Source organism: Micromonospora pattaloongensis (assembly GCF_900107255.1).
In the GTDB taxonomy this organism is placed as follows: Bacteria; Actinomycetota; Actinomycetes; order Mycobacteriales; family Micromonosporaceae; genus Micromonospora_I; species Micromonospora_I pattaloongensis.
Genome location: NZ_FNPH01000011.1, coordinates 1 through 25,387, shown reverse-complemented (window position 1 = coordinate 25,387; position 25,387 = coordinate 1). Strand labels below are relative to the sequence as shown.

General features: G+C 71.5%; 23 protein-coding genes, 1 tRNA gene and 1 pseudogene. 15 read left to right on the top strand and 10 right to left on the bottom strand.

What is annotated here, in order from left to right; all coding sequences use genetic code 11:
- Window positions 1–23: 23 nt before the first annotated feature.
- The 3 genes from BLW47_RS21230 (at window position 24) to topA (ending at window position 4,341) form a co-directional block, all read left to right on the top strand.
- On the top strand, window positions 24–566 hold the full coding sequence (locus BLW47_RS21230) for a hypothetical protein (protein WP_091561022.1): 543 nt from the start codon (window positions 24–26) through the stop codon (window positions 564–566).
- Window positions 557–1,189 (top strand): hypothetical protein, encoded by a 633-nt coding sequence (locus BLW47_RS21225; RefSeq protein ID WP_425435426.1) that lies wholly within the window; start codon window positions 557–559, stop codon window positions 1,187–1,189. Before BLW47_RS21230 ends, BLW47_RS21225 begins: the two co-directional genes overlap by 10 nt.
- A gap of 338 nt (window positions 1,190–1,527) precedes the next feature.
- On the top strand, window positions 1,528–4,341 hold the full coding sequence (topA, locus tag BLW47_RS21220; protein ID WP_091561019.1) for a type I DNA topoisomerase: 2,814 nt from the start codon (window positions 1,528–1,530) through the stop codon (window positions 4,339–4,341).
- A gap of 21 nt (window positions 4,342–4,362) precedes the next feature.
- Here the strand turns inward: topA and BLW47_RS21215 are convergent, their stop codons facing one another.
- Window positions 4,363–5,691, bottom strand: coding sequence for a D-arabinono-1,4-lactone oxidase (locus tag BLW47_RS21215; protein WP_091561016.1), 1,329 nt, complete (start codon window positions 5,689–5,691; stop codon window positions 4,363–4,365).
- A gap of 266 nt (window positions 5,692–5,957) precedes the next feature.
- On the opposite strand from BLW47_RS21215, the gene BLW47_RS21210 reads away from it, so the two are divergent.
- The gene (locus BLW47_RS21210; RefSeq protein ID WP_425435430.1) at window positions 5,958–6,509 is read left to right on the top strand and encodes a TetR/AcrR family transcriptional regulator; all 552 of its coding nucleotides are present in this window, start codon (window positions 5,958–5,960) and stop codon (window positions 6,507–6,509) included.
- Between the two features lie 7 nt (window positions 6,510–6,516).
- On the opposite strand, the gene BLW47_RS21205 is transcribed toward BLW47_RS21210, so the two are convergent.
- Window positions 6,517–7,725: an amino acid deaminase/aldolase gene (locus BLW47_RS21205; protein ID WP_091561008.1), complete on the bottom strand. Its 1,209-nt coding sequence runs from the start codon at window positions 7,723–7,725 to the stop codon at window positions 6,517–6,519.
- A 291-nt stretch (window positions 7,726–8,016) separates the two neighbouring features.
- Between BLW47_RS21205 and tmk the strand changes: the two genes are divergently transcribed.
- The 5 genes from tmk (at window position 8,017) to BLW47_RS21180 (ending at window position 12,719) form a co-directional block, all read left to right on the top strand.
- The gene (gene tmk / locus BLW47_RS21200; RefSeq protein WP_091561341.1) at window positions 8,017–10,068 is read left to right on the top strand and encodes a dTMP kinase; all 2,052 of its coding nucleotides are present in this window, start codon (window positions 8,017–8,019) and stop codon (window positions 10,066–10,068) included.
- Complete coding sequence (locus BLW47_RS21195) at window positions 10,068–11,291, top strand: DNA polymerase III subunit delta' (RefSeq protein WP_091561005.1); 1,224 nt, start codon at window positions 10,068–10,070, stop codon at window positions 11,289–11,291. The genes tmk and BLW47_RS21195 overlap by 1 nt, the downstream gene beginning before the upstream one ends.
- Window positions 11,292–11,424: 133 nt before the next feature.
- The gene (locus BLW47_RS21190; RefSeq protein WP_091561001.1) at window positions 11,425–11,751 is read left to right on the top strand and encodes a YbaB/EbfC family nucleoid-associated protein; all 327 of its coding nucleotides are present in this window, start codon (window positions 11,425–11,427) and stop codon (window positions 11,749–11,751) included.
- Window positions 11,752–12,057: a hypothetical protein gene (locus tag BLW47_RS21185; protein ID WP_091560998.1), complete on the top strand. Its 306-nt coding sequence runs from the start codon at window positions 11,752–11,754 to the stop codon at window positions 12,055–12,057. It begins immediately after the preceding gene.
- Window positions 12,057–12,719, top strand: coding sequence for a hypothetical protein (locus BLW47_RS21180; protein ID WP_091560994.1), 663 nt, complete (start codon window positions 12,057–12,059; stop codon window positions 12,717–12,719). Before BLW47_RS21185 ends, BLW47_RS21180 begins: the two co-directional genes overlap by 1 nt.
- A 239-nt stretch (window positions 12,720–12,958) precedes the next feature.
- On the opposite strand, the gene BLW47_RS21175 is transcribed toward BLW47_RS21180, so the two are convergent.
- Window positions 12,959–14,437 carry an LPXTG cell wall anchor domain-containing protein gene (locus BLW47_RS21175; protein ID WP_139307393.1) on the bottom strand — a complete coding sequence of 493 codons (1,479 nt, stop codon included), beginning with the start codon at window positions 14,435–14,437 and terminating at the stop codon, window positions 12,959–12,961.
- A gap of 210 nt (window positions 14,438–14,647) precedes the next feature.
- Here BLW47_RS21175 and BLW47_RS21170 point away from each other — a divergent pair, with 210 nt between their 5' ends.
- Complete coding sequence (locus BLW47_RS21170) at window positions 14,648–15,490, top strand: PSP1 domain-containing protein (RefSeq protein WP_091560986.1); 843 nt, start codon at window positions 14,648–14,650, stop codon at window positions 15,488–15,490.
- Between the two features lie 15 nt (window positions 15,491–15,505).
- Here the strand turns inward: BLW47_RS21170 and BLW47_RS21165 are convergent, their stop codons facing one another.
- On the bottom strand, window positions 15,506–17,215 hold the full coding sequence (locus BLW47_RS21165; protein ID WP_175543743.1) for a metallophosphoesterase family protein: 1,710 nt from the start codon (window positions 17,213–17,215) through the stop codon (window positions 15,506–15,508).
- A 226-nt stretch (window positions 17,216–17,441) separates the two neighbouring features.
- Between BLW47_RS21165 and BLW47_RS21160 the strand changes: the two genes are divergently transcribed.
- Window positions 17,442–17,518: transfer RNA gene (locus BLW47_RS21160), tRNA-Thr, on the top strand.
- Window positions 17,519–17,532: 14 nt separating this feature from the next.
- Here BLW47_RS21160 and BLW47_RS25425 read toward each other — a convergent pair.
- Window positions 17,533–17,754, bottom strand: a complete 222-nt coding sequence (locus BLW47_RS25425) for a hypothetical protein (RefSeq protein WP_217634916.1) — start codon at window positions 17,752–17,754, stop codon at window positions 17,533–17,535.
- A gap of 65 nt (window positions 17,755–17,819) precedes the next feature.
- Here BLW47_RS25425 and BLW47_RS21150 point away from each other — a divergent pair, with 65 nt between their 5' ends.
- The 3 genes from BLW47_RS21150 to BLW47_RS21140 all read left to right on the top strand — a co-directional run bounded on the left by BLW47_RS21150 (window position 17,820) and on the right by BLW47_RS21140 (window position 20,337).
- Window positions 17,820–18,335, top strand: coding sequence for a SigE family RNA polymerase sigma factor (locus BLW47_RS21150; RefSeq protein ID WP_245736874.1), 516 nt, complete (start codon window positions 17,820–17,822; stop codon window positions 18,333–18,335).
- Window positions 18,332–19,342, top strand: a complete 1,011-nt coding sequence (locus BLW47_RS21145) for a hypothetical protein (RefSeq protein ID WP_139307392.1) — start codon at window positions 18,332–18,334, stop codon at window positions 19,340–19,342. The genes BLW47_RS21150 and BLW47_RS21145 overlap by 4 nt, the downstream gene beginning before the upstream one ends.
- A gap of 551 nt (window positions 19,343–19,893) precedes the next feature.
- A complete protein-coding gene (locus BLW47_RS21140; protein ID WP_245736873.1) occupies window positions 19,894–20,337 on the top strand; it encodes a DUF1707 SHOCT-like domain-containing protein in 444 nt (147 codons plus the stop codon).
- A 657-nt stretch (window positions 20,338–20,994) separates the two neighbouring features.
- Here the strand turns inward: BLW47_RS21140 and BLW47_RS21130 are convergent.
- The 4 genes and pseudogenes from BLW47_RS21130 to BLW47_RS21115 all read right to left on the bottom strand — a co-directional run.
- Window positions 20,995–21,312, bottom strand: a pseudogene (locus BLW47_RS21130) (VOC family protein); the annotation flags it as partial.
- 218 nt (window positions 21,313–21,530) lie between these two features.
- Window positions 21,531–21,956 (bottom strand): hypothetical protein, encoded by a 426-nt coding sequence (locus tag BLW47_RS21125; RefSeq protein WP_139307391.1) that lies wholly within the window; start codon window positions 21,954–21,956, stop codon window positions 21,531–21,533.
- Window positions 21,957–22,119: 163 nt separating this feature from the next.
- Window positions 22,120–22,464: an RNA-binding protein gene (locus BLW47_RS21120; protein ID WP_091561337.1), complete on the bottom strand. Its 345-nt coding sequence runs from the start codon at window positions 22,462–22,464 to the stop codon at window positions 22,120–22,122.
- Window positions 22,465–22,628: 164 nt separating this feature from the next.
- Window positions 22,629–22,973 carry a hypothetical protein gene (locus BLW47_RS21115; protein WP_091560968.1) on the bottom strand — a complete coding sequence of 115 codons (345 nt, stop codon included), beginning with the start codon at window positions 22,971–22,973 and terminating at the stop codon, window positions 22,629–22,631.
- A gap of 653 nt (window positions 22,974–23,626) precedes the next feature.
- Here BLW47_RS21115 and BLW47_RS21110 point away from each other — a divergent pair.
- Entirely contained in the window at window positions 23,627–24,118 is a 492-nt protein-coding gene (locus BLW47_RS21110; RefSeq protein WP_091560965.1) for a hemerythrin domain-containing protein, read from the top strand.
- A 40-nt stretch (window positions 24,119–24,158) separates the two neighbouring features.
- Here BLW47_RS21110 and BLW47_RS21105 read toward each other — a convergent pair whose 3' ends face one another.
- Window positions 24,159–24,917: a hypothetical protein gene (locus tag BLW47_RS21105; protein ID WP_139307390.1), complete on the bottom strand. Its 759-nt coding sequence runs from the start codon at window positions 24,915–24,917 to the stop codon at window positions 24,159–24,161.
- Window positions 24,918–25,387 lie beyond the last annotated feature (470 nt).

The following is a 25,387-nucleotide window of genomic DNA, read 5'->3' as shown; positions in this document are numbered from 1 at the left end:
CGCAACGTCGTACGCTGCAACGCATGCGCACCCCCCGCCCGGTCTCCGCCGGACCGATCACGGCTGTCCTGAGCGTGATCGTTCTCGCCCTCGGGGGCTGCGGTGGGGCGCCCTCGCCCAACGCCTGGGCGGCCTCGGTCTGCACGGCGCTGACCCCGTGGCGCGCCGAGATCGGCAAGCTCACCAGCAGCACGCAGCAGCAGATGACCGCGAAGACCACGCCTGCGCAGGCCAAGGAGAACCTGATGCGCCTGCTGGCCGGGGCGGAGGCGGCGAGCGAGAAGGCCCGCCGCGAGGTCGAGAAGGCCGGGGTCCCGGACGTGACGAGCGGCGACCGGATCGCCAGCGGCTTCGTCGCCTCCCTCAGCGCGGTCCGGGACGCGTACGGCAACGCGAAGCGGGGGATCGAGCAGCTGGACGCCAGCCGGGCCGGTTCCTTCTATGACGGCGTCGAGTCCGTGCTGAAGACCCTCACCACCGAGTACAACCGCAGCGCCCTCGACACCGACTCGCTCAACTCACCGGAGCTGCAGAGGGCCTTCGACGAGGTCCCGGAGTGTCGCTGACCGCGCCCGACGGCGTCCCGCCGACGCCCGACGCGTCGGCGCCGGACCCGGTCCGGCAGCTGTCGCTCTTCGGCGTGGAGGCGACCGAGCCCTCCCCGAACGACCTTGCCGGTCTGCTCGCCGGCCCCGGCGAGGTGGTCCGGATGGGCGGCACGGCCCGGGTCTCCGTGGTCGTCGACGCGGCCTGGCGGGTGCACGTGCTGGTCGCGGAGTTCGCGGCGCGCGGGCTCGCCGCGACCTGGGAGGCGACCGCCGACCGGCGCCTGGCCGTGCGGACCGCGTACGCGACGTCCCTGGCCGCGCTGGCGACCGGCTGGCTGCGGGGTCCGGTGAAGCGCCCGCCCGCCCGGTTCCATCTGACCGGTCCGCGACTGCGGCTCTGGGCGGCCGCCGCCGGCGGCCTGGAGCGGCTCGGCTACGTGCTGCGGCTCGGCCCGGCCGACGAGGAATGCCGGGAGCAGGTGGGCGGGGCGCTGGCCGCGGTCGGGCTGCCGGCCGCGCTGCTCGACGCGGGCTCCGGCGGGCCGGCGTACCGGATCACGGGGCGGCGGCGACTGGCCCGGCTGGCGGAGCTGGTCGGCGAGCGGCCGGCCGCCGCGCCGCCGGCCGCGTGGCCGGGCTGAATCGTCGTTGCCGGCCGCCTGGCCGGCGTGAGCCGGGACGCCGGCGCAGAGGCGGTATCGACAGCGGCCGTTCGCCGACGGCGGTCACCTGTTCGGTGCGGTGAGCCACGTCACGCTCGGCGGCGGTGTACGGTGTCGCCGTCCGGCGCGTCACGGCAGGCACAGCACCCCGGCATCCGTCACCGGCATGGCGGGGGCGCATGCGCCACCCGCGGGCCGGGGCCGCGCGTTACGTTGGACATCCGAACGGCGCCGACCGTATGTCGTAGGTCGGTGACGGGGTGCGGCCCGGTTCGTCACGCCGGGCGGCGCTGCAGCCAGCCGAGGTCAGGAGAGAAGTGCCGAGCAACGCCAGGAGCACGCGTCTGGTCATCGTCGAGTCCCCGGCGAAGGCCAAGACGATCTCGGGCTATCTCGGCCCGGGGTACGTCGTCGAGGCGAGCCTGGGTCACGTGCGTGACCTGCCGCGCAACGCCGCGGACGTGCCCGCCAAATACAAGAAGGAGCCGTGGGCGCGGCTCGGCGTGGACGTCGACAACGGGTTCGCCGCGCTCTACGTGGTCTCCTCGGACCGCAAGCAGCAGATCGCCAAGCTGACCAAGCTGGCGAAGGAGGTCGACGAGATCTTCCTCGCCACCGATGAGGACCGCGAGGGCGAGGCGATCGCCTGGCACCTGCTCGAGACGATCAAGCCCAAGGTGCCGGTCCGGCGCATGGTCTTCCACGAGATCACCAAGCCGGCCATCCAGGCCGCGGTGGCCAATCCGCGCGAGATCGACCGGGACCTGGTGGACGCCCAGGAGGCGCGGCGCATCCTCGACCGGCTCTACGGCTACGAGGTCTCGCCCGTGCTGTGGAAGAAGGTCATGCCGCGGCTGTCGGCGGGCCGGGTGCAGTCGGTCGCGACCCGCATCGTGGTGGAGCGGGAACGGCAGCGGATGGCGTTCCGCACCGCGGAGTACTGGGACATCCAGGCGACGCTCGCGGTCGCGGCGAACGCCGTCGGCGAGGGCCCCCGTACCTTCAACGCCACCCTGGTGGCGCTCGGCGGCGACCGCATCGCCACCGGCCGCGACTTCGAGCCGACCACCGGCCGGGTCCGCCCCGAGGCCGGCGTCATCCACCTCGACGGCGACGGCGCCCGTGGTCTGGCCGCCCGCCTCGAGGGCCGGCCGTTCACGGTCACCCGGGTCGAGGAGAAGCCCTACCGGCGTCGCCCGTACGCCCCGTTCATCACGTCGACGCTGCAGCAGGAGGCGTCCCGGAAGCTGCGGTTGTCGTCGCAGCAGACGATGCGCACCGCGCAGCGCCTCTACGAGAACGGCTACATCACCTATATGCGTACCGACTCCGTCAACCTCTCGGAGTCCGCGATCGCCGCGGCCCGGGCGCAGGTGGCGGAGCTCTACGGCGACCGGTTCGTCCCGCCGCAGCCGCGCCGCTACACCGGCAAGGTGAAGAACGCGCAGGAGGCGCACGAGGCGATCCGGCCGGCCGGTGACACGTTCCGCACCCCCGGTGAGCTGGCCAACGAGCTGTCCACCGAGGAGTTCAAGCTCTACGAGCTGATCTGGCGGCGCACCATCGCCTCCCAGATGACCGACGCGGTCGGCTCCAGCGTCTCCGTGCGGATCCGCGCGGTCTCCACCGCCGGCGAGGAGGCGGACTTCGGCGCGACCGGCAAGACCATCACGGACCCGGGCTTCCTGCGCGCGTACGTGGAATCGTCGGACGACGAGAACGCCGAGGCCGAGGACGCCGAGCGCCGGCTGCCGAACCTGACCAAGGACCAGCCGCTGACCGCCGACGAGCTGGCGGCGGTCGGGCACAGCACCCAGCCGCCCGCGCGTTACACCGAGGCGTCGCTGGTCAAGGCGCTGGAGGAGCTGGGCATCGGCCGGCCCTCCACGTACGCCTCGATCATGCAGACCATCCAGGACCGCGGCTACGTCTTCCGGCGCGGTCAGGCGCTCATCCCGTCGTTCCTGGCGTTCGCGGTCGTCGGGCTGCTGGAGCGGCACTACCCGCGGCTGGTCGACTACGACTTCACCGCGTCGATGGAGAACGAGCTCGACGCGGTCGCCGGCGGCGACCACGCGGCGATCGACTTCCTCACCGCGTTCTACTTCGGTGGCGGCAACGGGGCGGGCGACGCCACGATCGCCCGGGAGGGCGGGCTCAAGAAGCTCGTCACGGAGAACCTCAGCGAGATCGACGCCCGTAGCGTCAACTCGATCCCGCTGTTCCGGGACGACGAGGGTCGCGACGTGGTGGTCCGGGTCGGCCGGTACGGGCCGTACCTGCAGCGGACCGTGCCCGGCCAGGAGCCGGCCCCGCCCGCCGACGGTGAGCCCAGCGGCGACCGGGTGTCGATCCCGGAGGGGATCGCCCCGGACGAGCTGAACCCGGAGAAGGTCAACGAGCTGTTCCTCGGCGGTGGCGGTGAACGCAAGCTCGGCGAACACCCCGAGACCGGCGAGCCGATCCTGCTCAAGTCCGGCCGCTACGGCCCGTATGTCGCCAGCGGCGAGCGCAAGTCCTCGCTGCTGCGCACCCAGTCGCCGGAGACGGTCTCGCTCGAGGAAGCGCTGCGGCTGCTGACGCTGCCCCGCGTGGTCGGCGTCGGGCCCGACGGCGCGGAGGTGACGGCCGCGGCCGGCCGCTACGGCCCGTACGTGAAGAAGGGCGACGAGTTCCGGTCGCTCGACTCCGAGGAGAAGCTCTTCACCGTCACCCTCGACGAGGCGCTCGCGCTGCTCGCCGCCCCGAAGACCCGGCAGCGCCGGGCCGCCGCCCCGCCGCTGCGTGAGATGGGCGCCGACCCACTCACCGAGAAGCCGCTGGTCATCAAGGACGGGCGCTTCGGCCCGTACGTGACCGACGGTGAGACGAACGCGTCGCTGCGGCGCGGTCAGACGCCGGAGGAGCTCACCCTCCAAGAGGCGTCCGAGATGCTCGCCGAGAAGCGGGCCAAGGGTCCGGCGCCCCGGAAGAAGGCGACCAAGGCGGCGGCGAAGAAGGCGACGCCGGCGAAGAAGGCGGCCAAGGCGACCGCCGAGGACGCGGCGCCGGCGAAAAAGGCGGCGAAGAAGGCGGTCAAGAAGGCGGTCAAGAAGGCCGCGACCAGCAAGGCCGCCCGGCAGAGCGAGTAGCCTCCGGGTGGATCGGGACGGTCACGGGCCGAGGACGCGCTCGGTGTAGGCGTTCGCGAAGACCCGCGCCGGATCGAGCCGGTCGCGCACCGCCAGGAAGTCGTCGAAGCGGGGGTACGCGGCCCGCAGCGACCCGGCGTCCCGGTAGTGCAGCTTGCCCCAGTGTGGCCGCCCGCCCAGCGCCGCGGCCACCTGTTCGAACGCGCGGAAGTACGGCTCGTACGGGGCGCCGACGTACTGGTGGATCGCGATGTAGGCCGACTCGCGGCCGTACCCGTGCGACAGCCAGATGTCGTCCGGGGCGGTGAAGCGCACCTCGACCGGGAAGAGCACCTTGCACGGCAGGCGCTCGACGATCCGGCGCAGCCCGGTCAGCGCCTCGGGCAGAACCGCGCGCGGCAGCCCGTACTCCATCTCGATGAAGCGGACGCGGCGTGGGGTGCAGAAGACCTTGTCCGAGCGGGCGGTGTAGGTGCGGGCGGTCAGCGCCCGGGCCGATACCGCGCTGATTGTCGGGACGGCCCGGGGCAGGGCCCGACCGATCCGGCAGGCGCCGGCGAAGACGGTGTTGGCGAGGAACTCGTCGTCGAGCCAGCGGCGTAGCCGGGGCAGCGGCCGGTCGTCCGCGGGCACGCGGTTGTTTACCTTGACCTGCGTGCGGTCGGTGTACGGAAACCAGTAGAACTCCAGGTGGTCGTTCGCTTCGACGGTGGCCGGCAGATCGGCGAGGACCGCGGCCAGCGGGGCGGGGCGCTCGTCGGCGCGCAGCCAGAAGGCGTCCACGCAGCGCAGCGTCACCTCGACGATCACGCCGAGCGCGCCGAGGCCGACCCGGGCGGCGGCGAAGACCTCGGGGTGGGAGTCGGCGGAGCAGCGCAGCACGTCGCCGGCCCCGGTGACCAGCGTCAGCGCCTCGACGAAGGTGGCCAGGCAGCCGTACGCGGCGCCGGTGCCGTGGGTGCCGGTGGAGATCGCGCCGGCGACGGTCTGGGCGTCGATGTCCCCGAGGTTGGGCAGCGCGAGCCCGTGCGCGGCGAGCAGTTCGTTGAGGGCGTGCAGCGGCATCCCGGCCTGTACGGTGACCCGCCGCCGCGCCCGGTCGACCGCGACGGGGCCGGCCAGCCGGGTCAGTTCGAGACGCTGGTCGTCGGAGCGGGCGATGTCGGTGAACGAGTGTCCGCTGCCGACCGGTTTGATCCGCCGGCCGCCGTCGCGGGCGGCGCGGACGGCGGCGGCGACCGCGTCGGTGCTGCCGGGGGCGAGCGCCTCCCGCGCGGCGGCGCGCTGGTTGCCGGCCCAGTTCGACCAGCGTGTCCCGGCGTTTCGGCCCGGCGACGCGATCCCGCCCATGCCGCCTCCCGGCGTCGCGACTCGAGTGAGACGCCTTCATATCAGGATTCGTCGCGTTCGGTAAACACTCTGGGTGGCCTCGCTCGTTGTTCCGAGTAACGTCGCGAATCTCGTGACGCCGTAAGGGATTGATCGCAAAAGGGATTGATCGCGAAAAATGCGATCTGTCGAAAGGGGAGTGGGGACGAGTGTCGACATCGTCCGTCGCCACCGGCCCACTGCGTCGGGTGCCGGTGCAGGGGCGCAGCGTGGCGCGGGTTCAACGGATGCTGGACGCGTGTGCCGATCTGGTCGACGAGGTCGGCTACGACGGCCTGACGACAACTCTGCTCGCCGAGCGTGCCGAGGTCGCGATCGGCTCGGTCTATCAGTTCTTCCCGGACAAGCGGGCCATCGTGCAGGCCGTGACGCTGCGCAACATGGAGGCGTACCTGCAGCGGCTGTCCCGCCGGTTCGAGCGGGAAGAGTTCGCGCACTGGTCGGACGCCGTGGATGCCGGGATCGACGAGTACATCTCGATGCACCGAACGGTGCCGGGCTTCCGCACGCTGCACTTCGGCGACGTGGTGGACCTGCGGCTGCTGGACGAGACCCGCGACAACAACTCGGTGATCGCCGAGCAGCTGACCCGGGTGCTGGTGGAGCGGTTCACCGAGCTCGACCCGGTAAAGCTGCGCTTCGCGCTGGAGATCGCGGTGGAGGCGGCGGACTCGCTGATCAAGCTCGCGTTCCGGCGCGACACCGACGGCGACGAGCGGGTGCTGCGCGAGGCCCGGACGCTGGTGCGGGAGTACCTGCACAGCCACGTCGACGGCTGACCTCGGGTCACAGGAAGGCGTGTCCCTCGCCGCGGTAGGTGGGCACGGTCGCCACCACCCGGTCGCCGTCGACCAGGTGCAGCTCGTTGACGTGTTCGCAGAGCTCGCCGGCTTTCGCGTGCCGGAACCACACCCGGTCGCCGGGCTGCAGCCGGTCGGCGGCCGCGCCGGTCAGCGGCGTCTGCACCTCGCCGGCGCCCTCGGCGCCGGTCAGCCGCAGCCCGGCCGGCAGCCACGGTGCCGGCAGGCGGCTGGGCCCGGCCGGCCCGGAGGCGGTCCATCCGCCGCCGAGCACGGTCACGATCCCCGGGGCCGGCCGGCGTACGACCGGGAGCGCGAAGACGGCCGCCGGCGCGGGTCGCCAGGCACGGTAGCCGTCGAAGAGGGTCGGACCGAACAGCCCGGAGCCGGCGGTCACCTCGGTCACGGCCGCGTCGGCAGCGGTCGCGGCGACGCTGCCGGTGCCCCCACCGTTGACGAACTCGAGGTCGGCGTGCGCGCGCACCGCGGCCACCGCCGCGCCGCGCCGCCGCAGCAGCTCCCGGTACGACCGCCGCTGCACCGCCCGGATCGCCGCGGCCCGCAGCGCCCGCCCGGGCGGGGCGTCGCCGAGCCCGGCGATCTGCGCCTCGTACGCCATGAGTCCGACCAGCCGGAAGCCCGGCCTCGCGCCGATCTGGGCGGCGAGTCGGCCGGCCGCGTCGGGGGAGTGCACCGGTGACCGGCGGACCCCGAGGTGGAGCCGCCCGCCGAGCGGCCGCCACGACGCGTCGAGGTCCAGGCAGACCCGGATCGGCGTCCGGCGTCCGGGCGCCGCCACCGCGTCGACCGCGTCGAGCTGCGCCGCGCCGTCCACCATGATCGTGACGGCGGCGGCGAGATCGGGATCACGGCAGAGCTCGGCCAGGGCCGCCCGGTCGGCGGTGGGGTAGGCCACCAGCACGTCGCGGGCGACGCCGCCGCGGACCAGCCAGAGCGCTTCGCGCAGCGTGTACGCCATGACGCCGCGCCAGCCGGGTCGGCCCAGCGCCCGGGTGAGCAGTTCGCGGCAGCGGACTGATTTGCTGGCTATCCGCAGCGGCTTGCCGGCCGCGAGCGCGGCGAGCGCGGCGGTGTTGGCGTCGAAGGCGCCGAGGTCGACGACGGCGAAGGGCGGGTCGAACTGCGCGGTCGCGCCGTCCAGGCGCTCGCGCACGTCGTCGCGGTCCGTGCCCACGCCAGTACGCTAGCCGCCGGCCGGTAGATGCGAAACACCCTCGCTCACCCTACCGAGCGGCCGTCCGGCACGGGCGGGATCAGGGGAATGTCGGGGTCGGGCGGGTCGACCGCGCGATTAGAGTGTCAACGGGGGAGCCCAGCGATGGGCCGGCGAGGAGGTACGGCCATCGATACCAAAGCCAGCGCGGGAGACGGCCAGGCCGGCCCGGCCTCCAGCCAACCCGACCTCTCGGGCTTCACCGCGCTCCGCTCAGTCCTGCGCATCCGCCCGTTCCGCCGGCTCTGGATCGTGCTCGGGGTGGCCTCCTTCGGCGACTGGTTCGGGCTGCTCGCCACCTCGCTCTTCGCCGCCAACCAGGTCGAGAGCAGCGCCGCCAAGGGGGCGGTCTTCGGTGGCGTGATCGCCGTCCGGCTCCTCCCCGCGCTCGTGCTCGGTCCGGTCGCCGGTGTGCTGGCCGACCGGTTCGACCGGCGCTACACGATGGTCATCTGTGACCTGCTCCGCTTCGTGCTCTTCGCCTCGATTCCGCTGGTGGCGCTCTTCGGGGCCCGCGGCGGCGTCGCGGCGGGTTGGGCGGCGATCGCCGTCTTCCTGATCGAGGCGATCACGCTGATCTGGCTGCCGGCCAAGGAGGCCGCGGTCCCCAACCTCATCCCGCGCGCCCGGCTGGAGCTGGCCAACCAGCTCACGCTGATCACCACGTACGGGCTGACCCCGGTGCTGGCGGCGCTCGTCCAGTCCGCGCTCGACGCGATCGTCCGCAGGCTGAGCGGGGCGGAGCCCGCCGAGCTGGCGCTCTACTTCAACGCGTTCTCCCGCCTCGCCACCGCGATCGTCGTCTTCTACGGGATCAAGGAGATCAGCGGGCGCACCGCCGACGAGCACCGCTCGGAGCAGGGCATGCTGCGGCAGTTCGTCGAGGGCTGGCGGTTCATCGGCAAGACCGCGCTGGTGCGCGGGCTCGTTCTGGGCATCTTCGGCGCCTTCGCGGCCGGCGGCATCGTCATCGGCACGGCGCCGTTCTTCACCGTCTCCCTCGGTGCCGGCCAGGCGGCGTTCTCGCTGCTGTTCGCCTCGATCTTCATCGGGTTGGGCGTGGGCATCGGGCTCGGTCCGATGATCGTTCGCGAGTTGTCCCGGCGGCGCTGGTTCGGCATGAGCATCGTGCTCGCCGGAGCCTCCGTGCTGGTGCTCGCTGCCTCCATCCACCTGTCCATGGCGATCCTCGGCGCGGTGCTGGTCGGCGCCGGCGCCGGCATGGCGTTCCTCGCCGGCACCACGCTGCTCGGGCGGGAGATCGCCGACGACGTGCGCGGGCGGGTCTTCGCCGTCGTGCAGACCGGCACCCGGGTGGTGCTGATGCTCGCCATCTCGCTGAGCAGCCTGCTCGTCGGTGTCGGCGGCTCGCGGGAGCTGCGCATCGCCGACCTCGGGATCTCCGTCTCCTCCACCCGGATCCTGCTGTTCGTCGCCGGGCTGTGCGGCATTCTCGCCGGGATCAGCGCGTTCCGGCAGATGGACGACAAGCCCGGCGTGCCGGTCCTGCCGGATCTCTGGGGCTCGCTGCGGGGCCGCCCGCTCTCGCCGGCCGAGCCGTTCACCCGCGACGGCGTCTTCGTGGTCTTCGAGGGCGGCGAGGGCGCCGGCAAGTCGACCCAGGTCACGGCGCTCGCCGAGACGCTGCGCGAGCAGGGGTACGAGGTGGTGGTCACCCGCGAGCCCGGCGCGACCGAGGTGGGGGCGCGGATCCGCAGCCTCGTGCTGGGCGGCTCCGCGGGCGGCTCCGGCCCGTCGCCGCGCGCCGAGGCGCTGCTGTACGCGGCCGACCGCGCGCACCACGTGGCGACCGTGGTCCGGCCGGCGTTGGCGCGGGGGGCCGTGGTGATCAGCGACCGCTACGTCGACTCGTCCCTGGCGTACCAGGGCGCCGGTCGTACGCTCCCGGTCGACGAGGTGTCCTGGCTCTCCTCCTGGGCGACCGGTGGTCTCAAGCCCGACCTGGTCGTGCTGCTCGACGTCGATCCGGCGGTCGGCCTGACCCGCGCGATGGCCCGCAGCGGCGCGGCGGACCGGTTGGAGAGCGAGTCCGTGGCGTTCCACGAGCGCGTCCGGTACGCCTTCCTCGACCTGGCCGCCGGCGACCCGAAGCGCTACCTTGTGCTCGACGCCGCCCAGCCCCTCGAGGCGCTGCGGGTGGCGATCGCGGACCGGATGGCGCAGCTGATCGCGGAGTCGGACGTGACGGTCGACGGTGAGCGACCCGAGCCGCCCGCGCAGCGTGAGTTATCGGATGAGAACTTGACTTCGATCGTGGATGGCGAACTGGAGCGGCGGCGCTGATGCCGGACGTCTTCGCGGAACTGGTGGGGCAGGACGACGCGGTCGAGACGCTGCGCCGCGCGGCCCGCGCGGCGGCGGCGCTGGTGGCCGCGGCCGACTCCGGTGACGGCGTCGGGGCGCCGGGGGACGCGGCCGTCGGCGGCGCCATGACGCACGCCTGGATCTTCACCGGGCCGCCCGGATCCGGCCGCTCCGTCGCGGCGCGTGCGTTCGCCGCCGCGCTGCAGTGCCACCGGGGCACCGGCTGCGGGGAGTGCCCCGGCTGCCACACGACGCTCGCCGGCACCCACGCCGACGTCCGGCTCGTCGTGCCCGAGGGGCTCTCCATCGGGGTCGCCGACATGCGCGCGCTCGTGCTGCGCGCCGCCAGCACCCCCTCCGGCGGCCGGTGGCAGGTCGTGGTGATCGAGGACGCCGACCGGCTCACCGAAGGCGCCGGCAACGCGCTGCTCAAGGCGATCGAGGAGCCGCCGCCGCGTACGGTGTTCCTGCTCTGCACCCCGTCGACGCACCCCGACGACATCTCCGTGACGATCCGCTCGCGGTGCCGCGTGGTCGCGCTGCGGCAGCCGTCGGCCGACGCGGTGGCGAGCGTGCTCACGTCGCGGGACGGGGTGCCGGCCGACGTGGCGGGCTGGGCCGCGGCCGCCGCCCAGGGGCATGTCGGGCGGGCGAAGCGGCTGGCCGGCGACCCCGAGGCGCGCAAGCGGCGCGACGCCGTGCTCGCCGTTCCCCGGCGGCTGACCGGGGTCGGGGCCGCCTTCGACGCCGCGTCCGCGCTGATCGAGGCGGCCGAGGCGGAGGCGGAGGCGGCCGTCGCCGAGCTCGACGCCAGCGAGCGCGCGGCGCTGCAGACCGCGCTGGGTGCCGGCGGCACGGGCCGGGGCGCGGCCAGCGCGATGCGGGGCGCCGCCGGCCAGATCAAGGACCTGGAGCGCCGGCAGAAGTCGCGGGCCACCCGCGCGCAGCGCGACGCCCTGGACCGGGCACTGGTCGACCTGGCGGGCTTCTACCGGGACGTGCTGACCCTGTCGATGCGGGCACCGGTCGCACCGGTGCACACCGACACCGCCGCGCTGGCGTCGGCGGCCGCCGAGAAGTGGAGCCCGGAGGCGACGCTGCGCCGGCTGGAGGCGGTGCTCGCCTGCCGTCAGGCGATCCAGGCCAACGTCAAGCCCCGCATCGCCGTCGAGTCGATGATGCTCGCCCTCTGGCGCGGCTGAACCCGGCGGTCAGGGACTGCCGCCGGACCAATTCGCGCCGATCGATGCAGAGGGGTTCCCGCCGACCCGAATCACCGGTACGGTTCGGTGCCGTAGTGCAACGAGGGCCGCACACCGGGTAGGGGGCCTGCGGATGGCGCGGGAGATCGACGACGCCTGGATCGAGGAGGCGGTGGAGCGCTACCGCCGCATCGAGTCGCTGCGGGCCGAGTTCGACGAGGCGGTGCACGGCGTCGAGGTGACGGTCCGCTCCCCGGACGGCCTGGTCGAGGTCGTGGTCACCGCGGCCGGCGCGATCACCGACGTGCGGATCCTCGGCGCGCTGCACGGGCGTACCAATGTGGAGCTTTCCCGGTCCGTGCGGGCCGCGGTGGCCGCGGCGGCGGACGCGGCGCGCTGGGCGCGGGAGAAGCTGCACGCGGAGACGTTCGGCGACTACCGGTCGTTGGCGGAGGTCTGAGTGGAGAGTCTGCGGCAGTACGCCGGCCGGCTCGACGACGCCGCGGCGACCCTGGCGGGCGCCGCCCGCGCCATCGTCGACCTCGCGCCGCCGGCCTCGGCGGTCGGGTGCAACGCCCCGGGCCGGCTCGGCGAGGTCGGCCGCGCGCTCCATGCGACCGCGGTGACCGCGGCGACCGCACGGGGGCGCGAGGCCGAGGTGCTGGCGGCGCGGCTCGCCGACGCGGCGACCGGGCTGCGCGCGGTGGCCGACGGCTACGCCGAAACGGACGCGGCGGCGCGGCGGCGGTTGTCGGGGCAGGCCTGATGGACGCCCTCGACCAGCTGGCCCCGCCCGCGACGGAGCTTCTCGGCCGCGTCGACGACCTGCTCGTCCGCGCGGGGGCGCCGACCGCGCATCCGATCTGGCCGCTGCTGCGCCGGGTCCGGGCGCTCCCCGGGGACGCGGTCGGCGCGATCATCGCGCTCCGGCCGGCACCGCTGGCCGCCGCCGGGTCCGGTCTGCGGGTCCTGCTGCCCGGGTACGCGCACGCGCGGGCAACGCTCGCCGACCGCCCGCCCTGGGACGGGCCCGGCGCCGACGCGTTCGACGCGCACCGTGGGGCGCTGGCGGCGGATCTGGACGACGGCGCGGACGGCGCCGGGACGCGGTTGGCCGCGACGGGGTCCTATCTGGACGAGTTGGCCGGCTGGGCGGCGCAGAGCCGGACGGATGTGGCCCGCGCTCTCGCCGCGGTGATCGGGTCGGCGCAGGCGGTGGAGGTCGTGACGGGCGACCCGTCGGGCGCCGGGCCGGCGCGGGCCGCCGCCGAGATCGGCGCCGTGGTGCTCGTCGCGGTGGCGGACACTGTGGACCGCGCGGACGCGCTACTGGGCCGGTGGGGGCCGCTTCTCGGGGACGCGCCGCCCTACCGGAGCCCCGCGCCGGAGCCGGGGGCAGCGCACCGGACGACGCGGCTGGCGTACTGACCGGCGCTGGAAATGCCGACGGCGCCGCACCTGGAGCGATCACGCTCCGGTCGCGGCGCCGTGGCCTTACCCTGCACCCCCCGCAGGCTTGGATGTATCAGACAACGCCGATGCTCGCCGTTTGTCGCGGTCCGGGCCCGCGATTCAGCCGTACGGACGAGCACGATCGGCACGAATCGGGGGCCGGGACACACCACGCGTCCCGACCCCCGATGCCCCCCAGTATTAGGGGATCCGCGTCAGCTCAGGCGCCGACGCCGGGTGAAGAAGAGCAGGGCCGCGCCGCCGACCACCAGCAGCGCGCCGGCACCCGCGAACGCACCGACGCTGGCGCCGGTCACCGGCAGGCCACCGCCGGCCCCACCGTCATCGGAGGGGTCCGGCTCCTCGTCGGGGCTGACGCCGCCGCCCTGGCCGGCCGGCGCCACGGCGGTGGCGTCGAGCAGACCGATCCCGAGGTCGACCACGCTGGCGCTGTTCGTGCCGTCGGTGGCGAGCAGCTGCAGCCGCAGCGACGCGGCCTGAGCGCGCACGGACTGCTCGGTGATCTCCTGGACGAGGTCGCCGATGGAGAGCCGGAGCACGGAGAGCGCGGTCGCCTCGATCGGGGCGGCCTCGGTGTCGCCGATCTCGTCGCCGACCACGGGCATGCCGGGCACGTTCGGCAGCTTCGCGAGCTTCGGCAGCGGCAGCGGCGCGTCGGTGGTCTTCGCGGTACGGGCGCCCGCGATGTTGTCGATGTCGAGTCCCTTGAGGAGGCTGTCCAGCGGCGTGCCGCCGAGCAGCGGCAGCTTCTCGGACTCCGCCAGGGAGCGCGCCTTGGCGGCGCCGGCGAGCGAGCTCGGCAGCGCGATGTCGATGTTCTGGCCGGGCGCCTCGATCCGCTGGGTGGGGATGTTCGGGCCGGAGATCTCCAGGATCGGGTTCGTGTAGTCGACGGTGCCGCTGGCCGCGGTGCCGGCCGTGCCGACCGTCAGCGTCGGCGGCTTGAGGACCTTGACGGTCACCTCCGACTCCGATCCGGCGAAGAGCCGGACGTCGGCGACGCCGATCCTGGCCGTGGCGGTCGAGCGCACCGCTCCGCCGCTGACGGTGAGGCCGGTCTCGGTCGAGCTGGTCAGGTTGCCGGGGAGCCGGACGAGCGCCTCGTCGTCCGAGCCGGGCAGCACGTCGACGTCGACGATCGTCGACGACGAGGCGGAGGCGTCGCCGGTCTCGGCGCCGCACTCCATCCCGTCGATCCAGGTGGCGTGCGCCTTGAGGTTTCCGACGCCGAGGCGGAGCACGCCCAGGTCCTCGGCCAGGGTGGTGGCGGTCGCGGGCTCGGCGTTCGCCGGCGGCGCCTGCTGGTAGAGCGCCTGGGAGAGCGGGCCGAGCGGCACGTCGACGCCGAGCAGCTTGGCGTCGATCTGGCGGGCGCCGGCCTGGCTGTTGACCGGGCCGGTGCCGTTCATGCCGGAGCTCGTGGAGGCGATCCGGACGTCGGCCACCGGGCCGAGGTCGAGACCGAGCGGGTGCAGGTCGAGCAGGCCGAGCTTCACGAGGTCGGCGGTGGCCGTCGCGCCGTACGGGGCGGTTGTGGCACAGGGGGCCGCCGCGGCCGGGCCGACGCCCAGGGTGGGCGTGATCAGCGTGCCGACCAGGCCGGCGGTGCTGAGGCCGGCCAGCAGGCGACCCTTGCGCGACGGGGCGGTACGTGCGGACTGAACGTCCGTCATCGACATCCTCCGGTGGGACCAAAATCCAGGGGAAACGGCGTTCGGGAAGAACGCCGCCGGCACCGCATTGAGCGGTGTCTACGACGTGGCACAACGAAGCGGTCCTGCGGCGGTTGCGGGGTGAGGTGGCGGCCAATCTGTCCGCAAGTAGGCGATATCATCCTTTCGGGTGGTGTTCGCTGCCGACCCGTTGCGTCGTAGGGTGGCCGCATGGGGATGCTCTGCGCCGTCAGCTTCAACCGGTACGGGCGCCTGTACTACCTCGACCCCGGCGAGTTGCGGCCCGCGGTCGGCGACCGGGTGCTGGTGCCGACGGACGAGGGTGCGGAGGTCGCCGAGTGCGTGTGGGCCGCGCAGTGGGTCGACGAGGACACCTCGGGCTTTCCCCGGCTCGCGGGGCTCGCCACCGATACCGACCTGCGGCGGGACGAGACGCTGCGCAAGCGAAAGGCCGAGGCGAAGGTCGCCGCCAAGCGGCTGATCCGGGAACACGGCCTGCCGATGAAGGTCGTCGCCGTCGACCACGTGCCGGAGACGTCGCAGGGATCGTCCGGCAACGGACGGACGACGATCTACTTCACCGCCCCGCAGCGGGTCGACTTCCGGTCGCTGGTCCGCGACCTGGGCGCGACCCTGCACTGCCGAGTCGAGCTGCGGCAGCTCTCCGCGCGGGACTCGGCGCGCGTGCAGGGCGGGATCGGCTCGTGCGGCCGCGACCTGTGCTGCGCGACGTTCCTGACCGACTTCGAGCCGGTCACGATCCGGATGGCGAAGGACCAGGACCTGCCGCTCAACCCGCTGCGCATCTCGGGCGCGTGCGGGCGCTTGATGTGCTGCCTGAAGTACGAGCATCCGCTGTACCAGCAGTTCCAGGCGTCGGCGCCGGCGGTCGGCGCCCGCGTCTCCACCCCGGAGGGGAACGGGCGGGTGGTCGGGCACAACGTGCCGAGCGACTCGGTCGTGGTGCGGATGGACGCCGACGGTTCCCGCTGCTCGTGCAGCCGGGCGTCCGTCTGCGGCCCCCGCAAGGCCCACGACGACCGCTACAACTGACCCCGCCGCGCGCCGTCAGCGCAGGGTGAAGGGGGGCTCCGCGAGCCGCGGCCGCAGCGGCGTGAGCGGCTCGATCCACGGCGCGTCCGGCGCCCCGTCCGGGTTGGCCCGCCACTTGCGGCCGATCCGGTCGAGCGCCACCGGGTAGACGGTCAGCGCGCCGTCCGCCGCGATGTGCATCCGCAGGAAGATCTTCGCGTCGTCGATGCCCTGCCCGGCGAAGAGCTCGTTGAGGTTGACGTCGAACGCGCCGGCCAGCAGCAGATAGGCCGCCGTGACCTGGCTGGCGAGCAGGCCGATCACCGGACCGTAGATCACCAGCGCGGCGACGATCGGCAGCGGGTACGGCCAGTCGACGAAGTCCAGCCGCAGCCACAGCCACGTGCCCGCGGCGGCGAGCCCGATGTGGGCCAGCCCGTGCGTCAGGCCGAGCAGCCAGTGCCGCGAATGACGTTTGCCGCTCGCGCTCGGCGGCTTCGCGAACAGCACCGCGGCGGCGACCGTCGCCAGCAGGACCACCGCGAGCGGGATGCTGAACAGCCGTTGCTCCGTGCCGCCCGTCCGCTGCGTGGCGACCCCGGCCATCGTAATCAGCAGCAGCGTGTGCAGCCCGCCGAGCAGACTGGCGAAGCCGGGGTTGCGCAGCGGCAGCCGCCCGAAGATCCCCCACGAATAGCGCCGCGACCGGGCCGGCTCCGGATAGCGGCCGGCCAGCTCGTAGTCGCGGCTGCGGCTGGCCCGCCGGACCAGGGTGTCCCGGGGTGGCACGGTGATCCGGGGCGGCAGCTTGTGGGTGGGGTACAGGTACGCGCCCCCGCCGCCACACGTGATCAACTGTCGGTCCGGCCCCGCGTAGCGCGCGTAGTGGTGCAGGTCCCCGGCGACCAGCAGCCGCACCTGCGCCCCCGTCGGTGCGATGATCGTCCGGATGAAGTAGTCGAGCGAGTCGTACGCCCGGGGGTCGTGCGCGGCCTTGACCCACGACGGCTCCGGCACCGCGATGATCACCCGGTCCTGCGGCCCCAGCCGCTTCGCCGCCTCCTCGAAGTAGCTGAGCTGCGGATCGTCGAGATACGTCGTGAACTGCGCGTCCAGCCCGAACAGCCACCAGTGCGACGGCAGCTCCACGGCGAAGTAGGAGCGCGCCTGCTCGGTGCGCCAGCCGCCGATCGTGGCGTCCCGGCGCCGCGCGAACAGCCGCAGGAACGCCGTCAGGCCGTCGTACCAGTCGTGGTTTCCCGGGACCGCGTAGAGCGTCGGCTGCGGGCCGTCCGCGGGCGCCTCCGGCTGTGCGGCCCGGTACGGCCCCTTGCAGCGGTCCTCGTACGCCTCCTTGCTCGCCGTCGGATAGACCTGGTCGCCGCCCATCAGCACCAGGTGGCCGCGCGGCAGCCGATGCCCGTCGAGCTCGAGCTCCGGTTGGACCATGAGGTACGCCATCGAGTACGTCGCCGGGAAGCCGTCCCCGAGATCGGCGATGTAGTCCAGCCACAGCTCGCCGTCCGCGCCGTCGTGCCGGTGCACCTCCCGCGGCAGCGAGTTCTGCAGCTCGCGCTTGTCGAGGTACGCCCCGAACAGCATCGCCAGCAGCGTGCGCAGACCGGTGCTGAGCAGCAGCAACGGCGCCAACCAGGGGACCGGCGGGCGCGGCGTGAAGCCGAGCTCCTGCGGATCGAGGCTGCGGGGGCGGGGCCGCTGCGACGGTTCGGCCTCAACGGGAGGCATCGACGCCCCCGACTCCTCATACGACACGCCCCGGCACCCTAGCGGATCGTCCCCCTCCCCGCCGCCCATCCCGCCCCCCATGATCCGCGTGATCAGGGAGTACGTCCGGCGTGTCGCCGGCGTGGCGTGCGGGGATCTGCCTGATCACGCGGATCACCCCCGGTGGCGCAGTTCACCGGAGCGCCTGCCGACATCGTTCAGGGAGTGTGTACACTTGACCGACGTTGCCGCCTTAGCTCAGTCGGCCAGAGCGACGCACTCGTAATGCGTAGGTCATCGGTTCGATTCCGATAGGCGGCTCCACGGGAAAGCCCAGGTCACCGGCCTGGGCTTCTCCTTTTCCCCAGGTCGATCACCGCGCCGTCGCCGGTCCCGGTCCGCAAATAGTCCGCATCACGCGCCGTGAACGCCTCGTCCAGGCGGTCGGCCACCGCGTCCAGGTCGTCACCGAACAGCCCCGCGTACACGTCCAACGTCATCGACGCCGAGGCGTGCCCGAGCATTCGTTGGATGGCCTTGACGTCGGCACCTGCCGACACGTGGTGACTGGCGGCCAGACCGGGGAACCATCGGCCAGGTCCAGGTCCCTTAATTAGGTATGGGCTTGCTTCGCAGAGCGGAACCCGCCGGCTACGAGGACTTCGTCGCCAGCCGGTACCGCGAGATCGTTCGCTTCGGCGCGCTGCTGGCCGGTGACGGCCGGCTGGGCGAGGACCTCGCCCAGGAGGGTCTGATCGCTGCCTATCGGTCGTGGCATCGGTTGGGCATGCCGGACGGGCGACCGGAGGCATACGTCCGGCAGGTGATGGTCCGTACCGCGATGCGGGCCAGGCGCCGGCGCTGGCGCGACGAGGTGCCGACCGAGGAGCTGCCGGACGCGTCCCGTCGTGGCTTCGCGGATCAGTCGGATCTCAGCGTGCAGGTGCTCGCCAGTCTGCGCCGGCTGCCCGCCGACCAGCGGGTGGTGCTCGTGTTGCGGTTCTGGGCCGACGCCTCCGAGGCCGAGGTGGCGCAGACCCTCGGCGTCGCGGTGGGAACGGTCAAGAGCCGCACGTCCCGAGCCCTGGCAGCGTTGCGCGACAGCGGCCTGTTCGTCGAATCTTCCAAGGAGACGCCGTGAATCCCACCCACGCCAGAGAACTACTCGAACGCGCAGCCGCCTCCGTGACGCCGACCGAGAGCGATCCCACCTCCCGGCTGGTCAGCCTCGGGCGGCGCAGCGTGCAGCGCCGCCGCCGCGCCTGGAAAACAGCCGGCTCCGTCGCCGTCGCGGCCGTGCTCGCGGCCGTCGTGGCCCTGCCCCTCCGAATGGCGGCCCCGGACCGGTCCGAGGCCGCCGGGGAGCCCGGGACCACGGTGAGCTTGGGTGGCCTGTCGGTCGCCGTCCCGGAGGGCTGGCGGACGAGCGAGGTCACGACCTTCGACCCCTGCATCGCCGAGCCGCACACCGTCTACCTCGCCGCGCGGTGGTATCCCACGCGGCCGAGGTCGCGCCCGCCAGGGAGCACACTCGTCAAGTGCAAGTCTGAAGGGCAGGCGTGGATAGCTGTCGTGCAGAAGGGCGTCGCCCCGTCCGTCGGCCCGGACCGGCTGGTGGTCAAGGACGGGCAGCTGCTCCAAGTCGAGCAGCCTGACCCGTACATGATCCCGTCCATGTGGACCTACCGCGCTTTCAGCGACGAGATTCAGGCGACGACGGCCTTCATCTCCGGGGACGAGAAGGGCCGCGAGCAGCTGATCAAGCGCGTCACCTGGCCCGCCGGCCCGGCGGCCCCGGCCTCCGGCGGCCTGGTGTTGCCCGACCGCATCGCCAACGCCACCACCAACGTGCCGCCCACCAACGGCATGGTCGTCGCGACGGACGCCAAGACGCTGAACCAGATCCGGACAACCCTCGCCGAGCTGCGCGACCCCGTGCCCGCAGGTGAGGAATGCACACTGCAGACGCCCGGTCCGGTCGGAATCAGCCTCGGCGAAGTCACGGTGGTGCTGGGTGACGCGACGTGTCCGCAGGCAATCTCGACCGGCGGCGGTCGCGTCCGGGTCCCGGCCGGGCTGGGCAAGGAACTGCTCGACCTCATCGTGGCGAGCGACCGCGCCGCGACCGAGCGTGCCACCAAGGATTGACCGAACTATTCCCGCCCGTCGGCGCGAGACCTCGAAGATCGGCCCCTGACCCGTAGGTTAATTCCGCTGGTCAGGGGTCGACTCGCACCGAGCAGCTCGTCCATGACGTCTTGACGGCACGTCCCCGCCTTGGCCTCGATGGGGTTTGCCGTCGTTGCGTTGAACGTCCTCTTCTGGTCGTACCACCAGTCAATAGGTAGCCGCGATCCGCGCGCATGCCGCAGGTCAGTTGGCAGACGTGTGTCGCACATCAGCCGACGGAGGACAACCGCTGAGGCCCGCGCACTGCCGAATTCCCCTCTTTAGGATCAAGGCGGCCCGCAAAGCGGGCCGCGCCGGCCCGGCCCCGGCCTGCTGGCGACCTCCGGCCGGCATCGGCCGGGCCGTCCGGGGAGGCTGGACGGTCTACGACTGCCCGACGAGGAGATCCGCTCACAGCTCCGCCAGCCCGCCTGTACTGAGACGGCAAGGCGCCCCTCGCCGCATACCGAGCTTGGTAGATTCGATGTCTTTCCATCGACGTGACCACGGCCTATCGCTACCCTCTGCCCATGAACGACATGCGGGTGTGTGATCGTGACCGAGAGGCAGTCGTGGTTCGGCTCGGTGCCGCTGCCGGCGAGGGGCGATTGACCCTGGTGGAGTTCGAGGACCGGTCAGGACAGGCCTACGTGGCGAAGACCTACGGTGAACTGGACGCCTTGGTCGCTGACCTGCCGTCGGTGGCGCACGATCACAAGGCGATGGTTCTCGATCACAGGCGCATGGTCCTGTCGCTCTTGGCGCTGGCCGGCGGCGTGGTCTGGATGCCGTTGTTCCCGTACCTGGACTTCGGTGCCCTTCCGGGAGCCGCTGGTGTCGTGTTCGGCTTGCTCGGGTTACGTGCAAACGCGCATCTTCTCTGCCGTGTGCTGGCACTCCTGGGACTTGTCGGCGGCTCCGTAGGCGTTGCTCTGCAAGTCGTCTGGATCATCTTCCAGCTGGTGGAGGGCTGAGCTTCCCGCGATCCCGGTGGGATCGTCATGCTGGCGAGTTGTCTCCTGACTCATGGGCCTTCCACGAGTAGCCGCGAGGTCCAGCGGTCACCAGCGGGCACGAGCGGTCAGCTCGACGGCCACCACGAGCAGGCGTTCCGGGCATCACGGACGGCGGATCACGCCCTTCCAAACTGACGCTCCGTGCCGCCTGACCTGCAGTCCGCATCTAGTCCGCAAGAGGTCGACCGACAGCGGGGGAGTGGTGTGAGATGTCGCGAGGCATTTCCGCTGCTAGACCCTCATCGTCCCAGGCCGGCGGGACGGGCAGTTTGATCTCGTAATGCGTAGGTCATCGGTTCGATTCCGATAGGCGGCTCCACAGGAAAGCCCAGGTCACCGGCCTGGGCTTCTCCTTTTCCCCAGGTCGATCACACTGCCGTGGGCCGTGCCAGTCCCTAGATGATCCTTGTCCCGTGCTGTGAACGCCTCGTCCAGTCGGTCGGCCACCGCGTCCAGGTCGTCACCGAACAGCCCCGCGTACACGTCCAACGTCATCGACGCCGAGGCGTGCCCGAGCATCCGCTGCCCGTCCCGGGAGGCTGGACGGTCTGGCGACTGCCCGACGAGGAGATCCGCTCATCGGATCAGGCGCTGCCCGCCTACGGCGAAGCCACCTCAATCGAGCGTTGTTCTGGCGCACACGCAGAATTCGTTGCCTTCGGGGTCGGCAAGCACGACGTAGTCGTCCCTCGGATCGTCGTTGTGCCGTACGTAACTGGCACCGAGTCCGACGAGGCGTTGCACCTCACCCTCTTGGTCGTCGCTGTAGAGATCGAAGTGCATTTGATCGCGGGCGCTGACCGGGCTGGCCGCGACCTGTAACGAGACGTTGACCCGAGGCCCACGCAATACCCGGAAGCGGCCATCGTCGCTGCCGGGACCGGGAGTGAGATCCAGCGCAGCGGCCCAGAACTTCGTCATGGTCTCAAGATCGGCACAATTGTCACGACACTACCGAGACGTATCCCCATGGTGTTCTTTTACCCCGAAAGGCGCGGCGCGGGCGATCCGTGGGCCAGTAGCCGGGGCGCACAAGGGGCACGAGTCGCAACCGGAGCGGCCGCCAGCTGCAGGCGTTTCAGGCATCTCGGCGCCGTGATCTTCGTTCTTCTTCAAAACTGACGGTGCGATGCCGTAGGGCATAGTTCCGCTCAGGGCGTGGGCAACTCGCGCCAGAGCCGCAGCGCCCGGTGCCGAATGGGCTGGGTACGTTGAGGCGCACTTTTCAGGGACTGCAACGTGTCGCGGAACGGAGCGGCCGGATAGCCGTCCTCAAGCCAGCCGAGCGCGAGGCCCGCCCAGTAGTCGGACCAGCTGGACATGGCGAAACGGACAAGGTCATCCCAAGGAGGCGGATCGAAGGCCTGGTCGATGCCGAGGGTTGTGACGTCCTCGTGACGCCGTTCCAAGAGTGGTAGCAGCGAGACGGGGTTCTCCGCTGGTCTCCAGTGCCGGCCGTCGTTTGCCGAGACTATCCAGTGCCCGTCGGGGTCAACGCCCAGCGTCAGCCCGTGCTTGCCGATCGCGATCACCGCGCGGTTGTCGTCCGCCATCAGGTCATCATCCAGGCGTTCCACTACGTGGCTGTACAGCCATCCGTACAGCCAGGCCAGCGGACGGGCACAGGTAGCAAACGACCGTAGCCGACAAGTCGAGCAGGTCAGCGGCAACGGCCGACGCTGACCGACAGCGTTCTCGATCTTTGCAACGCAGAGGTCCCCGCCAGCGCCCGTCAGACTGCTAGCCGTCCTGCCCCGCGGGCAAGGGAAGGTCCACGCGCCGTCCCATCCCGAACTCTTCCGCCTCGTCGTCGGTGACCACTGCGAAGGCGCCGGCGGGCACCCCGTCCAGAGTTGCCACCCGAGTGGCAACCGCAAGCAGGGCCTCTTCGCGGCTGCCGGTGATGAAGAAGACGTAAGCCTCTCCGCACTCTTCGCCATCGTCGTACTGCTGGACGTCGCCCTGCTCGTCCAGGCCGGCGAGGAAGTCTTCGACGTCCTCAGTCCATGGGAACGCGTACTGATCCTCTGTGAGCCCCGGAGTTGCCACGAGCGGGACGTGAATCTCCACGACGGTGTCTGGCACGGAGCCATCTTCGCCCATGAGGACTGGCGCGACGGGCCATCCATGGGCCACAAGGTGATGGCACCGGGGGCCAACCAGGCCACCGGGGAGCGCGTCGAGCCGACGAAGAGCGGCGATCCGAGCGCATCTTGTTTGATTCCCAAGCTGACAGTCGGTGCGGACGTCTAGCCCGTCGTCGGCTGCGAAAGTTGGTCCTCATCACCGAGGTTCAGCATGAACGGCGATCCGGGATGATCCGGCTGCCAGCCACGGTCAAGCGCTTGCCGTATGGCGCTGGCGACCGCCGAAGGCAGCACCGGAGAGGCCGGAACGTTCATCCAGTTGCCCGGATGAGGGGACGCCAGCCGGACGATGAGGGTGGCGCAGTCAGGCGGGTCCATCCGCTCAACGGCAAAGCTCAGTGGCGACCAGGTCAAGCCCTGGCTGTACGTCGGCTTCCTGCGGACGAGCCAGCGGTAGCCGATCCCGTCGACAACGATCGGCTTACTGCCCCGCTTGTTGACCGCCACCCGTCTCCCGCCGTGCCGTGGCCAGCATCCCGCCGCCATACAGCCATTCGTACAGCCAAGGCCGCCGGCCAATGCCGACGTGATCGACAGTGACAGACGGCTTGAGCAGGGGCACGTTACCGTGACCGCCGACGCCCAACAGCACTTGGAACAAGTCCCGGGGGTCCATAGATCTGTTTCTACCCAGGGAACCTGGTCAGCAACCAGGTCGAGGCAAGGCCGGGCGGCTTGCCAGCAGCGATTGACAGCAACGGCCTCAGACAGTGACGCACGGGCATGGGCGCCAGCAGGCTCTGTGCCAGGGGCCAAGGGCCGGTCCGACCGATTGGGACAGCACCGCCGAGGCTACGGATCAGAAGGTTAGGGGTTCGAGTCCCTTCGGGCGCGCAACAGGGGAAGGCCCCGGGCCAGCCACAACGGCGAGGTCGGGGGCTTTTCCGCGTACGCGGCGAATCGGCCGGGCTGATCGTGGGAGCCACGTTGGGAGCCAGCCGGGACATCAGGCGCGGAACGGGGCGCGTGTCGGCGGGCTGCCCTGCGGCGGCCGGTCGGGCTTGCGGCTCCGCCATGCCGATGATCGGATAGTGGCAGCATCGCGTGCCGGTGGCGGACTGCGTCAGGCATGGAGGTGCGGAATCGAAGGGCCGCCATCAGTGGCTTCCCATGACCGCGACCGTGCAGCCGCGCTCAGCCTGGAGCTCGCGCAGGCGCATCAAGAACTGCGTCGCCAGATCAACCAACTCAAGTCTGACCTGGGTCAGCACCGACCGGACGACCACGTACTCGTAACCCATTGCCTGGCGTTCTGTGCCGCGTTGACATCGCATCACCAGGGCGAGGACACGGGGATGTTCGCCGAACTGCTGCGGGAACACCCCGACCTCGCGGGGACCGTCGCCAAACTCGTCCAGGACCACGAGATGATCGCATCGATCCTGTCGCGAGTAGCCGAACTCGCTGACCACGCCGCCAGATCCCGCGGTCCGGCGTTGGAAGCCATCGGCCGTGAGCTTGACGGACTGGCGGCGATCATGGAATCGCATTTCAACTACGAGGAACGAACAATTAGCGCGGCGCTCGACGGGGGGATACCTGCCACGGGCTGGTCCGAACTGGTGTTCAGGTTCCGCGACGGCGCGCACTAACAAGAAGACGAATCCGTCCCAGGACGTGCTTGACGTTGGCCTAGGAATCGTCGCCCGCGTCCTTCCGGCCGCCCCGGTCGGGCAAGTCGGCGAGAAGCCGTTGGTACTCGGCCTGGCTGCCGATCGCGACCCGGTGTTCCGGGTGACAGACGTAGTGCCGGATTGCAGCGGTCAGAAACCCGGCGTCGATGTTGTCGGTGCGCAGGTCCTTCCGACTCCACGGAATACCGCGTTGCCGCACCAACTGGGGTTTCGCGATCGCCATCCGGAGGCGCGAGGGGCGGTCGACACCTGGGGGGATCTGAGCGGCCGGTAGGGCCTCCCACGGCACAGTGAGTGAGCCGAGAGCCGAACGCTGCCGTATCCCGTAGGGATGAAGCTGTATCCCGTAACCCCGCCAGGCCTCAACCAGCAACAGCGCGATCAGCACAAAATAGGGGATATTGGCAACCACGTCGAACGTCGAGACAATGCCTGCCCTGGTCGAACGCACCACTGCGCCGATGCTGGACGATGCAGGCGCGAGGAAGCCCAGGGCAAGGAACACCTTCCACGCTGGCGCGGGTGTGGCGAAGGCCGGAATCTGCGGCTGCACCACGAAGTAGGCCGGACGGATCCCTATGGTGATGAGCGCCAGGACCAGGACCGCCACGATAAGGAAGAGCAGCGGGAAGAACAGGCGCTGACCCAAGGCCGGCGCGAACCCGACGGCCGCGAAGTTCACGCCCGCCACCAGTAGACCAAGCATCAAGACGACGCGCCGATGCTGCACCACGGCATCGGAAACCTTGCCGATCATGCCCGCAACCATACGAGCCAGCGGTTGCAGGACCGGTTAGCCGATCGGTCGACGCTGAACAACGAAGCGTCGATCATGTCAAGCATCTGGTGGGACGCAGGTGTAAAGCATCAGCCGGGACATCACAAATCTGCATCTCGGACGACTGCCGAATTGCTCCATCAGATCAAGGCGGCCCGCAAGCGGGCCGCGCCGGCCCGGCTTCGGCCTGCTGGCGACCTCCGGCCGGTATCGGCCGGGCCGGCCGGCCACGCTTGGGGACAACCAGAACCTTGAAGACCTCGGGGTTCCGCCCCGAACCCCGACCCTCCTCAGAGATCCGCTAGCGCTCCAGGTAGCCGCACACGATCACTCCATGCAATCCAAAGCGGCTGCAAGGCGGGCGATGTCGGCAGCATCCTTGGCGCGTCGAGGCCGGCCGGGCACCCACACCGGCATCATCTGCTTGATCTCGATCTGGGCTCGTGGCT

Bases quoted from the DNA above. Each gene is read 5' to 3' on its own strand.
- BLW47_RS21230 (WP_091561022.1), top strand. From the start codon at position 24: ATGCGCACCCCCCGCCCGGTCTCCGCCGGACCGATCACGGCTGTCCTG.
- BLW47_RS21215 (WP_091561016.1), bottom strand. From the start codon at position 5,691: ATGGGCGGGATCGCGTCGCCGGGCCGAAACGCCGGGACACGCTGGTCG.
- BLW47_RS21210 (WP_425435430.1), top strand. From the start codon at position 5,958: ATGCTGGACGCGTGTGCCGATCTGGTCGACGAGGTCGGCTACGACGGC.
- BLW47_RS21195 (WP_091561005.1), top strand. From the start codon at position 10,068: ATGCCGGACGTCTTCGCGGAACTGGTGGGGCAGGACGACGCGGTCGAG.
- BLW47_RS21190 (WP_091561001.1), top strand. From the start codon at position 11,425: ATGGCGCGGGAGATCGACGACGCCTGGATCGAGGAGGCGGTGGAGCGC.
- BLW47_RS21180 (WP_091560994.1), top strand. From the start codon at position 12,057: ATGGACGCCCTCGACCAGCTGGCCCCGCCCGCGACGGAGCTTCTCGGC.
- BLW47_RS21175 (WP_139307393.1), bottom strand. From the start codon at position 14,437: ATGACGGACGTTCAGTCCGCACGTACCGCCCCGTCGCGCAAGGGTCGC.
- BLW47_RS21170 (WP_091560986.1), top strand. From the start codon at position 14,648: ATGGGGATGCTCTGCGCCGTCAGCTTCAACCGGTACGGGCGCCTGTAC.
- BLW47_RS21165 (WP_175543743.1), bottom strand. From the start codon at position 17,215: ATGCCTCCCGTTGAGGCCGAACCGTCGCAGCGGCCCCGCCCCCGCAGC.
- BLW47_RS21140 (WP_245736873.1), top strand. From the start codon at position 19,894: ATGAACGACATGCGGGTGTGTGATCGTGACCGAGAGGCAGTCGTGGTT.
- BLW47_RS21105 (WP_139307390.1), bottom strand. From the start codon at position 24,917: ATGATCGGCAAGGTTTCCGATGCCGTGGTGCAGCATCGGCGCGTCGTC.